The 14,145-nt window shown below is 56.3% G+C and carries 12 protein-coding genes; 2 read left to right on the top strand and 10 right to left on the bottom strand.

Features of this window, described 5'->3' with window-relative positions; all coding sequences use genetic code 11:
• Window positions 1-95 precede the first annotated feature (95 nt).
• From MHJ63_RS10030 to MHJ63_RS04080, 6 genes are read right to left on the bottom strand one after another with little or no spacing between them, the layout of a single operon-like run.
• On the bottom strand, window positions 96-1,046 hold the full coding sequence (locus tag MHJ63_RS10030; protein WP_239446230.1) for a PDR/VanB family oxidoreductase: 951 nt from the start codon (window positions 1,044-1,046) through the stop codon (window positions 96-98).
• 49 nt (window positions 1,047-1,095) lie between these two features.
• Window positions 1,096-1,857: an SDR family NAD(P)-dependent oxidoreductase gene (locus MHJ63_RS04060; protein WP_239446231.1), complete on the bottom strand. Its 762-nt coding sequence runs from the start codon at window positions 1,855-1,857 to the stop codon at window positions 1,096-1,098.
• Between the two features lie 8 nt (window positions 1,858-1,865).
• Window positions 1,866-2,357, bottom strand: coding sequence for an aromatic-ring-hydroxylating dioxygenase subunit beta (locus MHJ63_RS04065; RefSeq protein ID WP_239446232.1), 492 nt, complete (start codon window positions 2,355-2,357; stop codon window positions 1,866-1,868).
• Window positions 2,350-3,627, bottom strand: coding sequence for an aromatic ring-hydroxylating oxygenase subunit alpha (locus tag MHJ63_RS04070; protein WP_239446233.1), 1,278 nt, complete (start codon window positions 3,625-3,627; stop codon window positions 2,350-2,352). Before MHJ63_RS04070 ends, MHJ63_RS04065 begins: the two co-directional genes overlap by 8 nt.
• A gap of 29 nt (window positions 3,628-3,656) precedes the next feature.
• Window positions 3,657-4,007, bottom strand: coding sequence for a hypothetical protein (locus tag MHJ63_RS04075; protein WP_239446234.1), 351 nt, complete (start codon window positions 4,005-4,007; stop codon window positions 3,657-3,659).
• A gap of 26 nt (window positions 4,008-4,033) precedes the next feature.
• Entirely contained in the window at window positions 4,034-5,206 is a 1,173-nt protein-coding gene (locus tag MHJ63_RS04080; protein WP_239446235.1) for an acyl-CoA dehydrogenase family protein, read from the bottom strand.
• A 178-nt stretch (window positions 5,207-5,384) separates the two neighbouring features.
• Between MHJ63_RS04080 and MHJ63_RS04085 the strand changes: the two genes are divergently transcribed.
• Both MHJ63_RS04085 and MHJ63_RS04090 read left to right on the top strand, forming a co-directional pair.
• Window positions 5,385-6,899: a PAS domain-containing sensor histidine kinase gene (locus MHJ63_RS04085; protein WP_239446236.1), complete on the top strand. Its 1,515-nt coding sequence runs from the start codon at window positions 5,385-5,387 to the stop codon at window positions 6,897-6,899.
• Window positions 6,896-7,471: a nuclear transport factor 2 family protein gene (locus tag MHJ63_RS04090; protein ID WP_239446237.1), complete on the top strand. Its 576-nt coding sequence runs from the start codon at window positions 6,896-6,898 to the stop codon at window positions 7,469-7,471. The genes MHJ63_RS04085 and MHJ63_RS04090 overlap by 4 nt, the downstream gene beginning before the upstream one ends.
• A gap of 90 nt (window positions 7,472-7,561) precedes the next feature.
• On the opposite strand, the gene MHJ63_RS04095 is transcribed toward MHJ63_RS04090, so the two are convergent.
• The 4 genes from MHJ63_RS04095 to pcrA all read right to left on the bottom strand — a co-directional run bounded on the left by MHJ63_RS04095 (window position 7,562) and on the right by pcrA (window position 14,102).
• Complete coding sequence (locus tag MHJ63_RS04095; RefSeq protein ID WP_239446238.1) at window positions 7,562-9,019, bottom strand: MFS transporter; 1,458 nt, start codon at window positions 9,017-9,019, stop codon at window positions 7,562-7,564.
• Window positions 9,020-9,313: 294 nt separating this feature from the next.
• Entirely contained in the window at window positions 9,314-10,213 is a 900-nt protein-coding gene (gene sucD, locus MHJ63_RS04100; RefSeq protein WP_239446239.1) for a succinate--CoA ligase subunit alpha, read from the bottom strand.
• A gap of 22 nt (window positions 10,214-10,235) precedes the next feature.
• Complete coding sequence (gene sucC, locus MHJ63_RS04105; protein WP_035754873.1) at window positions 10,236-11,399, bottom strand: ADP-forming succinate--CoA ligase subunit beta; 1,164 nt, start codon at window positions 11,397-11,399, stop codon at window positions 10,236-10,238.
• Between the two features lie 213 nt (window positions 11,400-11,612).
• Window positions 11,613-14,102: a DNA helicase PcrA gene (gene pcrA, locus MHJ63_RS04110; RefSeq protein WP_239446240.1), complete on the bottom strand. Its 2,490-nt coding sequence runs from the start codon at window positions 14,100-14,102 to the stop codon at window positions 11,613-11,615.
• Between the last annotated feature and the right edge of the window lie 43 nt (window positions 14,103-14,145).

A 14,145-nucleotide genomic window follows, 5' to 3' on the forward strand; every position in this document is an offset into this window, starting at 1 on the left:
CCTGTTAGAAATACGAATTGTGGGACCAACAATCTGAACTGCAGTTTCAGCTGTTGGTCCCACAAATTTTAGTTTGTGTCTCTGGGCCTCAGTGACTAATCCCAATCCAGCTCGAGCTTGGATGACTTACTACGCGAAACGCAGATCGCGATGAGCTCCCCGCTTTCTTTTTCACTTTTCGTCAGGACATTGTCCCGGTGCTCTGGCTCACCGCAGAGAACTTGCATGATGCATGTTCCGCAGATGCCTTCTTCACAGGACGTTTCAACATCGATTCCGTTTTCTTCAAGCACAGATACGATGCTGCGATCGGCCGGGATCTCGTATTCTTCACCTTCAAGCTCAACCACGAAGGCCGAATTCTCGGACGCAGCTGGCTGTTCTTGAGCTTTGAAGTTCTCCAGATGCACTGAGTTCTCGCCTACGAGTGGTTCCGCAATGGCGACGACTTTGTCCATGAACCCTTCCGGGCCACAAACATAGACGTGAGTGCCTTCAGGGGCCTTCTCGATAGCTTCCTCAAGCACCCCATCCTGATCATGACGAGCCAGACCGAGATGCGCGCTGAGTTTCTCGGGGCAACGGTCAGTCAATAAAGGCAAGAAACTCGCTTCTTCCTCACTACGGGCAAAGTAGTGAAGATGAAACGGGATGTCGTGAACATCCATATAGCGAGCCATGCTCAACATCGGGGTAATGCCGATTCCCGCAGCTACCAAGACATGGAAATCTGCCTCTTCGGCGATATTGAGAAGATTGCGAGGTTCGCTAATTCGCAAGGTATCGCCGACCTTGAGGCCATGCAATGCCTCCGAACCCCCACGAGACTCTTCTTCCCGTTTGACGGCAATTGCGAAACTATCACCGGCTTCTGGAGTGCTAAAGAGCGAGTACTGACGTGTGATGGCGGTGGGGCCTTCAACATCAATATGTGCTCCTGGAACATACGGACCTAGCGGCGTTCCGTCTTCCCGCTCGAGCCAAAACGACTTGACGTTAGGGGCTTCGTCCACGATTTTTGTAACTTTAACGTCGATTAACGCCACTTGTTACTCCTACTATCCTCACACTACGACTGACTGAGACGCTTGGGGATCATCTGACGTAAAGACCACCGTTGATATCCCACGAGGCACCCGTAACGAAGTAGGCCTCCTCGGAAGCCAATAACGCAATGGTTTGACCGATGAAGTCAGGGCTCCCCAGCTTGCCAACCGGGATCGATGCGATGACTCCCTCCAGTTTGTCTTCTGGGACGGTTTCGTACACGATCGGAAGGTCATGGGGGCCTGGAACGATCTGGTTGACGGTCACCCCCTGCGCCGCGTATTGCTTTGCAAAGATCTTGGTAATCGTCCCAATCGCTCCCTTCGAGGCTGCGTAGTGCACACCGGTTGCGGTACCACCATTCAGCCCAGCGAGTGACCCCATGTTGACGATCCTGCCGTAGCCAGCTTCAGCCATAGCTTGACCTATCACCTGACAGCCGAAGAAGACTGAATCCGTATTGATCCGGACTACACGGTCGAAGTCCTCCTGTGAAATGGTCAATGGGTCCGCCGTTTGAGTCACTGCAGCGTTATTTACGAGAACGGTCGGGGTCCCCCACCGCGCGGTACATTCGGCGAGCACATGTTCAGCCTCCGATTTTTGTGAAGCATCTTGCTGAAGAGCCCACGCGGTTTCCCCTTGAGGACATAACTCCTCGGCGAACTCTCGAATGCTGTCCTCGTTGATATCGGTCAGCAACACTTTCATGCCATCGGCATGGAGTACTCTGGAAATACTTTTCCCCATGCCGCCGCCAGCCCCCGTGACGATGGCAATCTGTTCCCTTGATACTTCATCGCGTGCCATGGTCCCCCTTAGACGAGATATCCGGATGCGCTCACAGCATCTTCACTGTCGACGAGTCGAACAACCTTGAGCTTAATTTTCGCCTCGTCGCCATCTAAAACAATGCGGTGTTCAACATCAGCGCCGAGCGTGGTGAAACTCTCACGTTTGAACGCGTTAATGATCTGAGCCGAACGTAGCGTTACCTCGTTCTCGGAGATCTCCTTGACAGTAAAACGCGACAACACGCGAACGGTACGCGCCGCTGCCACCGCGGAGGGAGAAAAACCCTGGACAAGCCGCTCAACACGCAACTTACGCATCCTTTGGTCGTCGTAGATCATGTTGAGGTTCGTCTCGAAATCGTCAGTCTCCGGATCGATCGGAACAACATAGATTGCATCCTCGGTGAATAGTTCCTGCCAAGCCTCATAATGCTTGTCATCGAGCAAAGTTGCTTCATGCCAAATGAGCTCAATAGCGCGCTGGACCCGCGGGTCGTTCAGAATCGAGTTAGTCATTCTGCATCATCTTCTTCCACATCGCGTAGGACTCACGCATACCCGTCTCATCGGTAACGTGAGAGGTTGGCCATCCTTCTTCACTCATGCTCTCGCGCCCTTCACCGCGGTTGACCATGATTGGCATGTTCGGGTTACCCCGTGCACCAATCTGGACACGATCCCAGCCTTCTGCATCGTCCGGGCTACCGAAACCGAACGGCCCTTGGAAGTGTTCATGAATACGGAGCCGCTCACGGTTGATGTTTTCTGGCCCGCCGTCCATGCCAATAGCCATGTGCCAAATCTCTGTTTCGTCGGCCGAGATAGGAATCAATACACGGAAGAAAGACGAAGACATCGCAACGTTTGGGAACGTGTTGAGATTGAAACCGGAACCGTGCATCGAGCGCATGTAGCGGCGGATACGCTCGGGGCTTTCGCCTGCTTCTTCAAGCTCATCAACGAGGTGCTGGAAGCGCGGCTGAATCTCTTCGGTGCCGTCATCGACATCGAGATCAGCGTGGTCCGAAGCCATGATGGCAACGCTGTGCCCGTTTCCCAATGCGTGGGTTACTGAACGTGGGTCATCCATGAAGGACATCATGTTCGCCGTTTCGGCATCGACGGACGCCATCCAAGACTTGTGGACCATCGGGAAGTGGTATCCATCCGTCGTGTTCTCAAGCTGGATCTTCCAGTTTCCTTTGAAACGGAACTTATGGGTGCCAATAACTTTCGCAGGGAAACCGTTGGTCTGTTTGAAGAAGCGTTCCATCCAAATCTTGGCGTCACCCAAGAAGTCTTCAAGAGGTTCAGCGTCCTCGTTGAACGTCGCCCATATCATCCCCAGGTAGCTCTCGGTACGCAGCTTCTGAAGCGGAAAGTCCTTCTTATCGAGGACGCCTTCGTACCCGTCTGGGTATGGAACACCACGCAAACGGCCGTCAAGAGTATAAGACCAGTTGTGGTACGGGCAGGTGAAACCGTTAGCCTTACCTGAACGCTGGTCACACACCGTAGCACCACGGTGACGGCAACGGTTCAGCAAAGTGTTGAAGTTGCCCTTGCGGTCACGGGAAACGATTACAGGCTGGTCGCCGACATAGGTTGTCTTAAACGACCCCTTCTCTGGGATCTCACTCTCGTGCGCCACCCAGACCCAGGTGCGATAGAAGATGCGTTCCATTTCCTCTTTGAAGATTTCCGGGTCAGTGTAGAGTTGCCCAGCAACGCGATCTTCACCGACCAGCGATGCGTAGTCGGTAGTCTCAGCATCAACGTTCTCCACTTGTTCCTCCTTCAGATATGAATGTTGTCTTAGTTGACGTCGTCGCGGATCGTAAGTTCACGGCCCATCCGTGCCTCAACTTTGAAGTAACGCCATAGGGCATGTTCGCCAACTTGGATCGTGCGCAAAAGGTTGCATGCGGCTTTGACTGCGTCAGCTGATTCGGCATCAGCCATGACGTAGAAGGTCCACGGCCACGTCGACGACGGCCCCACCATGAAGGAGTCATCATCGAATGTGCCGATGACGTTAATTCCTTCCGTCTTGCTAATTTGAGTCAGTAGTTGCTGGGTCGCTTCCCATACAGGGCCAATCTCAGCCTTTGGCAGGTCGAAAAAATTCTGGTTATTTCCGAAGCAGAAAAGGACTCGCATGGTCATGCCTAACCTCATTTCCAACTAGTTCTTTACGGGAAGCTTGGGATCGGTGCGTCGAATCCCAGAAGGAGTGCCCCAGCAGCTTGGTAAGTGTTCGCTTGCAACATCGCATGCTGAGCCGGAACCAAACCGTCTTGTAAGAAGCGCTGCAGGGGGTGCGAGTTGTAGATAGCCCCAGTACCTGAGAGATCAAAAGCTGCGAGGATGACCTCGCGAGCTTCATGTGCCGCGTGGGTGGTAGCTAGCCGCAGTAGCGTGACTGTCTCTTGGCTAACTTCTCTTCCTGCAGTAACGTCAGCCCATACCTTCTCTGTCATGTCGAAAAAGTAGGCTCGGGCTGCTTCAAGACGCGCTTCAGCACGTGCATATCCGTCTTGGAACGTAGGGCGTTCACCCTTTGCGTTGCCACCAGCGATCGATGTTTTGGCGGCTCCGCTTTCGCGGCAAAAGTCGAGCGCACCACGGGCCGAGCCCAACGTAACTACGGATAGCACCTGCGCAGCGTAGGCAAGAGACGGATAGCGGTAGAGAGGCTCGTCGATCTGCGGCTCGCCTCCGCGAACAAAAGTCATGGAGGTCGGCACGAACTTTTCATCAACCTTGATCGCATGCGAACCCGTGGCACGCATTCCAGCGACGTCCCAGTTGTCCACGATTTCCACATCATCCGGATTGAGCAAAGCAGTAAGCGGACGCCCTTGAGACTGTGGCCCGCCCTTCAGGCCTACACCCACAATGTCTGCGCCTTTGCAACCGCTAGCGAACTGCCAGACACCGGTCACACGGTAGCCACCTGCTTCGTTCTCGGCTTCCTGCATAGGGAATAAGCCACCGGAATAGCAGACATCTGGGCCGTTCGCATAGATTTTCGCTTGCGTATCCTCTGGCAAGGCCGCCAGATAGACCAGCGACGAACCGAAGCTCGCTACCCATCCTGTTGCCGGGTCAACGCTCGAAATACGTTCAATACGTCGCATGAAGTCAGCCGGCGGCATTGGCTCCCCGCCGAAACGCTCAGGTGTAGCGGCCCGGTAGATACCAGCCTTCTTCAGAAGGCGAATGAAGTCTTTAGGAACATAACCCTGCTCAGAGAATTCATTGCGTCGCTGTTCTAGAACCTTAAGAGCGTATTCAAAAGCCGCTTCCCGAGCTTCCCCTGCTGGTTCAGCAACTTGGGTGTCGACTAGGAAATCGTTCGGCATCCTATTGACTCCATTCCTTGAAAAGAGATCTAGCTCACATTGCTTCGTTGACCTCCAGATTATGGAACGTGCAAGGACACCAACAGTGGGATGTTCTCTCAAGCATGTAAAGGCATCCCCTATAGGGTGCACAACAGAAAGCTGATAGAAATCGAGACAACCACACCCGGGAGGGCAGATGCTGCCAACTGACAGTGATTTCAGAACGATGGGCCAAGCCAACCGGACTGGCATTTTGATTCATGACGCCCAAACCAAGTCGATTCTCTGGGCCAATGAAGCAGCATGCGAGATTTTCGGTTTCACCCTCGAAGAGCTCCTCCCGCTCAAGGCCCACCACATGAGTAGTCCTGAGAAGAACTTTCGCCGCGCTATCGGAGTTGGCTGGCTTCAAGAAGCAGTCGACAGAGGTTCCTCGCGTCGTCAGTGGAAATACCTCAGCAAAGACGGACGGCCGTTTTTGACCGATGCCGAGGCGACAGCGGTCGAATTCGATTCTGGACCAGTGATCATGGTGCAGTTCAACATCCTGAATGAGAGCAACCAGGAATCAGCCACTCCAGACCTAACCAGCGCATCCCTCAACCGAGTGCTCGCTTTTACCGGGGCAGCCACCCTCCTTCTCGATGACGAATATCGCATTGATCATTGCTCCCCTACCACTTTCGAGGTTCTGGGCCTACCTGTTGAGCAACTCATCGGACGAAGAATTTGGGAAATAGGCGTATGCAAACCGAAGCTGGAGCTTCCCAGTGTGCAGGATGACCTGGAGCATTCTGAATCGCCAACTGAGTTATTCCTTCAAGTCGAAACATACGATGGCTCAGATAAGTACCTCAAGGGTTTCCTAGAGAACTACCAACATGACGGGCTCGTATCAAAACTGGTAATTCTTCGGGACTGGACCGCTTCAAAACGGCTCGAAGAGGAACGTGAATATCACCAGGCGCAGTTGCATTATCAAAGCCGCTACAAAGCGATGGGCGACATGGCTCTCCTGCTGTCCCACGAACTCGGCCAACCGCTCTCCGCTGCACGAAATTACGCGACTGCCCTCCCATACCGTCTACCTACTAATCAACCGTTACAAGATGTGCGCAACGGTCTACACCAGATCCAGAAACAACTTGAGCGCGCTTCAAGCATCGTCACGTCCGCCCGCAATTACGTCAAACGCATCGAGAGCAGCATTACGAGGGTCGACTTCAACGAAGTGGTCGAGGAGAGCCTGTACTTTGTGAGGCTAAAAGCGCGGGATCTGAACATCGTTGTACACGTTGAGCTGACACAGGCAGAGTTACCTGTCGAGGTGGATAGGACCCTTGTTGGCCAGGTTGTACTCAACTTGTGTTTCAACGCGCTCGAAGAGGTCTCTCATCCCGCCGTGCAGAAGAAAACCATCACGATATCGACCGGGCTCGAAGGTTCAACCGTCTGGTGCAATATCGGTGATTACGGCCGTGGTCTCAAACGCAACGCTGAGGACAGCCTTGCACGCGGCGCATTTAGCGCGAAAGATGGCGGCGCTGGCATCGGACTCATCGTCTCTGAACAGATCATGGACCGCCATCGCGGTTGCATCAAATACACACTGCGGGAACCCCAAGGCACCATCGCTCGCATGGAATTGCCTCAAGCGCAGATCGCAGCAGACCCACAATGTCCGCAACTTTCGAAAGGAAAACAAACATGAATATTGAGGAACGCATTGCACAGCTGGAAGAAAAAGTCTTCGAGCTCACTGCAGAACAGCAGATTCGCAAGATTCAGGCCCGTTACATGATGCTGTGCGATACCCCTTGTCCCGACCCTGAAGTTTCAAACGACTCCGAACGCATCGAAAAAATCATGGAGCTCTATACCAAAGACGCCACGTGGGAAGGCGTCGGTGAATACTACGAAGGGCAATTTGGTCTAGCACAAGGCCACGATGAGATTCGGGCGCATTTCGGGCGGTTCTGGGCCCCAGAAAACAGCCCTGCTTTATGCCTCAACGCTCACTATCTCACGACCGAACGAATCGCGGTCAAGGGCAATACGGCCGAGGCTCACTGGATCCATATGCAACCATGGCTTTACGAAGACGGAACGGCTTTGCTTCGCTCTTCTCGTCTCTTCAATGCTTTCCGGCTCGAAGGTGACGAATGGAAAATCACCCGAACCCGTACCGAGAATGTGTTCGTTGCCCCACTACCTGCACACTTTGCAAGCAACTACGCCAATTACTCCGTCCTGATGTCCGAAGATCCTTCCTCGAAGGGCTAATACCCCCCCCGAGACCGTTGCCCACACACCGAGAATTATTCGAGGGCGATCACCAATTATGGTGATCGCCCTCAAGCATTTATTTCAGTCTCAAGCAGCTTTGCGTAGCTTGGCAGCAAGCCTCTCAGGTCGCAAGAAGAGGATACACATTGTACCGCCGATCAACAGCAGAATGCCGGTGATCGTAAGTGCTTGATGCATACCTGTTGCCATGGCATCAACCATTGCAGGTGGCACAGGTTCCCCCTTCGGAGCGGGCTGGTAGCCAGCCTTATCCATGAGCCAGCCCACCAAGGTCGGTGAGAAGATAGCTCCGACAGAAGACACGCCTCCCAAGGTTGCCATCAGAATTGGGCGTTGCTTCGGTCCCACGGCGAATCCAACAGCAGAGGCGGTCATTGGGTAAATCAAGCTGAAGCCAGCACCAATAGTGAGGAAGGCGATAGCGCCAGCACCGGTGGAAGTCTGCACCAACAAGAAGGCTATGCCAGCGATCACTGCGGAAATACCGAAAGGCATTGCAATCGACTGATGTACGTTGCGGCCACGCTTCATCATCTTGTGCCCCATCAATCCAAGCACCAAAAGAACTGCTGCGCCCAACATCCATGGCAACATCGTGACTGCGCCAACCTGCGCTAAGTCTAGGCCAATCACACCGTTGAGGTACTGAGGCAACCATGTTGTCAGGAAGCCCTGAACAAAGAAGTTCGAAGCGCCACCCATGACAGCTGCGATAAACGTCAGGCTCAGAAGAGCTTTCCAGATGGAAACGGGAGCTTGTTCGTCGATGTCTTTGGTGTCGACTTCGTCGCCGGTTGGGCGGGTTTCTTTGGTCTTTTGAATATTCGTGTTTGAGTATGGGCCGTCTTTCGCCATGATCGCCCAGGCAATGAGCCAAGCGATTCCCACGAAGCCGAGGATTCCGAATGCCCAACGCCAGCCCCAACCGACGATGATCAAAGTTAGAACCGGCGCGGCAATAACTGGCCCCAAAGTCGAACCAACCGCTACCATATTTGAAGGCAGTGCACGCTGCTCAGGCTTAAACCACCCATGCACAAAGGTGAGTGACATCGCCGTGGCAGGGCCTTCGCCCGCGCCCAGAATGATGCGTGTAATCAGAAGCACAAGTGCGCCCCCACCGAGCCACATCGGGAACTGTGTCACAGCCCAAATGACACCCAGAATGAACAAAATCCATTTGGCTGAATAACGTGACGCAGCGATACCGGCTACAACCGATGCAATCGCGTAGAGGAAGAAAAACGCGCTACCAATGAATCCGAATTGGACTGAAGTAATGCCTAGGTCTGGAATCGCATACGGTGCTACAAGACCAAGCACGGCCTTATCTGCAAAAGCGATAATTTGGAAAATCACCAGCATGATGGTGAGTAGCCATGCTCGCCCACTGCCTTTATCCCCGTTGAAGGGGGTGTGGGTCTTCATGATATTGGGGTTCGTTTTACTCATTGTTTGTCCCTCGTGGTCCGGGATACAAAGTGACGTGCGGAGAAGGCCGCATGCATGAAAACCTACGGACATGTGACGTGTCTCACAATGAGAGAAACCTTTAGACCGTTGCACTCAAACACATGAAGTCAATAGGAACCATTCAGGTCAAGTCAGTTGTTCAGCGCCCTACCACACTGACGGCCTACATTGGTAGAGCTCTGAACCCTGCACTACGTGCACCAGCACCCTTGGAAAGAGAGAGAAACCCTCCCCTTCCAAGGGTTAAACCCGTTGGTCCCGCACACTCAGAAAGTGTGCGGGACCAACACGTTTATGTGGAGGGTTCGAGTGTCAGCGCGTGCACGCTGCGCTCAGAACACGTCCTTAGCCTGGGTAGACCTCGCGGAGCAGGCGTGCTGCCTCGGATGGGGTCTTGCCGACCTTGACGCCGGCGGCCTCGAGGGCTTCCTTCTTGGCCTGCGCGGTGCCGGAGGAGCCGGAAACGATCGCGCCTGCGTGGCCCATCGTCTTACCCTCTGGGGCGGTGAAGCCTGCGACGTAGCCGACAACTGGCTTGGTCACGTTCTCCTTGATGAACTCTGCAGCGCGCTCTTCAGCGTCACCACCGATTTCACCGATCATGACGATCGCCTTGGTGTCTGGGTCGTTCTCGAACGCTTCGAGGGCGTCGATGTGGGTGGTGCCGATGACTGGGTCGCCACCGATACCGATTGCGGTGGTGAAGCCGAGGTCACGCAGCTCGTACATCATCTGGTAGGTGAGGGTACCGGACTTCGATACCAGGCCAACACCGCCTGCGCCGGTGATGTTAGCCGGGGTGATGCCCACGAGCGATTCGCCTGGGGTGATGATGCCTGGGCAGTTAGGGCCGATGATGCGGGTCTTCGGCTTACCGTCTTCGCCCAGCTTGGTCAGGGAGAGGTTGTAGAACTCTGCGGAGTCCTGTACCGGGATGCCCTCGGTGATGACAACCAGCAGACCGATTTCAGCCTCGATGGCTTCCTCGGCTGCGTCCTTGCAGAATGCCGGTGGGACGAACGCGATGGAGACGTCCGCGCCGGTCTCTTCCATTGCTTCCTTGACGGTGCCGTAGACGGTGATTTCCTTGTCACCGTGGGTCACGACCTGGCCGGCCTTGCGCGCGTTGACACCGCCGACGATGTTGGTGCCTGCGGCGAGCATGCGTGCGGTGTGCTTTGCGCCCTCGGAGCCGGTGATGCCCTGGACGATGACCTTGGAGTCCTTGTTAATGAAGATCGACATGAGTTTTCTCAGTTCCCTTTTCTCAGGCGTTGGCCAGCTCGGCTGCCTTGTCGGCGCCTTCGTCCATGCCCGTGGCCATGGTCACGAGCGGGTGGTTAGCCTCCGACAAGATGCGGCGGCCTTCTTCAACGTTGTTTCCGTCCAGGCGGACAACCAGTGGCTTGGTTGCCTTGTCGCCCAGGATTTCGAGGGCCTTCACGATGCCGGATGCTACAGCGTCGCACGCGGTGATGCCGCCGAAGACGTTGACGAACACGGACTTGACCTGTTCGTCGTTGAGGATCACGTCGAGGCCGTTAGCCATGACCTCTGCGGAGGCGCCGCCACCGATGTCGAGGAAGTTAGCTGGTTTCATGCCGCCGTGGTTCTCGCCTGCGTAGGCGACGACGTCGAGGGTGGACATGACGAGGCCGGCACCGTTACCGATGATGCCTACCTGGCCGTCGAGCTTGACGTAGTTCAGGCCGAGTTCCTTGGCTTTCGCTTCGAGTGGGTCTTCAGCCTTCTCGTCGACGAGGTCTGCGTGTTCTGGCTGGCGGAACTCTGCGTTGTCATCGAGGGAGACCTTGCCGTCGAGTGCGAGAACGTTGCCGTCAGCGTCGGATACGAGCGGGTTGACCTCAACGAGGGTTGCGTCTTCCTTCACGAAGACGTCCCAGAGCTTCTGGATGACTGGAACGACCTTGGCGGCGGTTTCAGCGTCGAAGTTGGCCTTCTCAACGATCTCCTGTGCCTTGGCTTCGTCGATGCCCTTGGTCGGGTCGACTGGAACCTTCGCGAGGGCTTCTGGGCGCTCTACAGCGAGCTGCTCAATTTCCATGCCGCCCTCAACCGAGCACATTGCCAGGTAGTTGCGGTTTGCACGGTCCAGGAGGATCGAGAAGTAGTATTCGGAGGCGATGTTCGCGCCCTGGGCGATCATGACGCGGTGGACGGTGTGACCCTTGATGTCCATGCCCAGGATTGCCTTGGCGTGCTCGTAGGCTTCGTCGGCGTTCTTTGCGACCTTGACGCCGCCAGCCTTACCTCGGCCACCCACCTTGACCTGAGCCTTGACGACGGTGACGCCGCCCATCTTTTCGGCTGCGGCCTTGGCTTCCTCAGGGGTGGTCGCGACTGTACCGGCGAGCACGGGTACGCCGTGCTTTTCGAACAGGTCGCGCGCCTGGTATTCAAACAGGTCCACGGTGTTGTCCTCTTCCTATAAGAAGTGTGTTTCGGCATCGACACACAGAACCTCAGGATCCGTGATCTTGTTAGATTCGTGAGCCGATGGTGCAAGACCGGCGTGGCCTTGCTTGGCGCTACGGCGTGCGCCACCACTCTTCAGGATACCGCGTGCCGGCCGCCTTGTTCAGCCCGGTGGTGATGCGCCTCACAATAGGGTGTTTTCGCTGGCTTAGGCTTTGCTCAGTGGCGCGTAGCGCAGCAGGAGTCGTTTCTCTCCTGCGGTGTCGAACACTACGGTCGCCACGGTCTTAGGGCCTTGCCCCGCAACGGCTTTGACCGTGCCGTTTCCGAAGGTCGCGTGGATGACCTTCTCGCCTGGCGTGAGTTCGAGGATTTCGCCGTCGCCGGAGGGGTTTGCGCCCGATGCGGCCCGCGGCTCGTATGGCCGCCCGGAGTTGGTCACGGAGGGGCCTACCGCGGCTTGTTTTCCGCTTGACACTGGGCCTGTACGTAGGGTGTGTGGTTCTGGGTCCCCACTCATGCGGCCGCGGTTGCGGCCGGCTCCTGGCACTGCCCAGCTTGCGGTGTCGGAGCCCCAACGGTTGCTGTAGCGGCTGGTTGCGAAACCGGTTCCGCCGACGGGCGTGCGGGTCGTGCCTTCGCGTTGCCAGTCGAGGAGTTCGTCAGGGATTTCTTCGAGGAATTGGCTGGCCGGATTGTATTGGGCTTGGCCCCACATCGAACGGTATTCGGCGCGCGTAACATAGAGCCGCTGGCGGGCTCGGGTGATGCCGACGTATGCGAGCCGGCGTTCTTCTTCGAGCTCTTTGGGGTCTGTGAGGGAGCGCTGATGCGGGAAGATCCCGTGTTCCATCCCAGTGAGGAACACAACCGGGAATTCGAGGCCTTTCGCGGTGTGCAGGGTCATGAGGGTGACCTGGCCTTCCGCGGCGGCGAGCGCGGCCCCTTCGGAGTCGTCGGGTTGGTCCGGGATCGAGTCGGCGTCGGCTACCAGGGAGACCTGTTCGAGGAACTCTGCGAGGCCGTCTTCTGGGTGTTCCTTTTCGAAGTCCCTCACTACGGCGACGAGTTCTGCGAGGTTTTCTACGCGGGATTCATCTTGCGGGTCGGATGAGGTCCGCAGGGTGTGCAGGTAGCCGGTCTGTTCGAGTACCGCTTCGAGGGCGGCGGTGGGGCCGGAGCCTTCCGCGACGGTGATGAGTTGCTGCATCATCTCGGTGAAGGCACGTACCTGGTTGAGTGAGCGGGTCGCTATCCCGGGTGCTTCATCGGCCCGCAAGAGCGCCTCCCAGAATGGGATGCGGTCGCGTTCGGCGAGCGCCGCTACAGCGCCTTCGGCGCGGTCCCCGATTCCTCGTTTCGGTTCGTTGAGGATGCGGCGTAGCGATATGTCGTCTGCGGTGTTGACCAGAACCCGGAGGTAGGCGATCGCGTCGCGGATCTCTTTGCGGTCATAGAAGCGTGTGCCGCCTACTACGGTGTAGCGGATGTCTACCCGCATGAGTTGTTCTTCGATCGAACGGGATTGGGCGTTGGTGCGGTAGAAGATCGCGACGTCGCCGGGGCGGATGCCGTCTTCGTCGGAGAGCCGCAGGATCTCATCGGCAATGAACTTCGCCTCTGCTTGTTCGGATTCGGCGACGTAGCCGACGATTTTCTCGCCGTCACCCAACGCGGTCCACAAGGATTTATCTTGCCGTTGTGAATTGTGGGAGATCACGGCGTTCGCAGCACCCAGGATGTTCTGGGTTGAGCGGTAGTTCTGTTCCAGTTTGATGGTCACCGCATCGGGGAAGTCTTCTTCGAAGTCCCGGATGTTGCGGATGTCGGCGCCGCGGAACGCGTAGATCGACTGATCGGTATCACCCACAACGGTCAGTTCAGCGCCCTCAACTGGGGACTCGCCTGCGGTGAGTTCGCGGATGAACGCGTACTGGGCGTGGTTGGTGTCCTGATACTCATCGACCAGGATGTGGCGGAACCGGCGGCGGTAGGAATCACGGATCTCGGGGAACGCCCGCATCAGGTACACCAGTTGTGTCAGCAGGTCATCGAAATCGAATGCGTTGGCTTGTTTGAGGCGCGCTGCGTATTCGGTATAAACCTGGGAGACCGCTTTTTCGAACGGGTTGTTCTGCTGGATCATGCCCGCGTAATCCTCTGGATCCACGAGCTCGTTCTTGAGTGCGGAAATCTTGTTCTGTAGAGCCTTCGGCGCGAACCGTTTAGGGTCCAGTTCCAGGCCTTTAGCGATCATCGTGATCAGCCGCAGTGAATCCTGGGCGTCATAGATGCTGAAGCTGGACTTCATACCCAACGCCGTGGCTTCCCTACGCAGGATGCGCACCGCTGTGGAGTGGAATGTGGAGATCCACATGTTCTGTGCCCGCTCCCCCACGATCTGCCCGACGCGCTCCCTCATCTCCGCTGCAGCCTTGTTGGTGAATGTGATCGCGAGGATCTCACCGGGGCGTGCCTCACCTGTAGCGAGAAGGTGCGCGATGCGGTGGGTCAGCACGCGCGTCTTCCCGGAGCCGGCGCCCGCCACGATCAGCAGCGGCGCACCCCGGTGGAGGACCGCGGCTTTTTGTTGCGGATTCAGGCCGTCCACGAGCGCATCAGGCGATACGCGTTGCGCGGGCTGTTGCGCGGAACGGGTGGAGTGGGAGGAACCGAAAGGATCGAAGAGGGCATCCATAGCGCTTCTAGTCTAATGATGCGGACTGAGCCTTCGCCCCCGG

This window comes from Pseudoglutamicibacter albus, assembly GCF_022346425.1.
Lineage (GTDB): Bacteria > Actinomycetota > Actinomycetes > Actinomycetales > Micrococcaceae > Pseudoglutamicibacter > Pseudoglutamicibacter albus.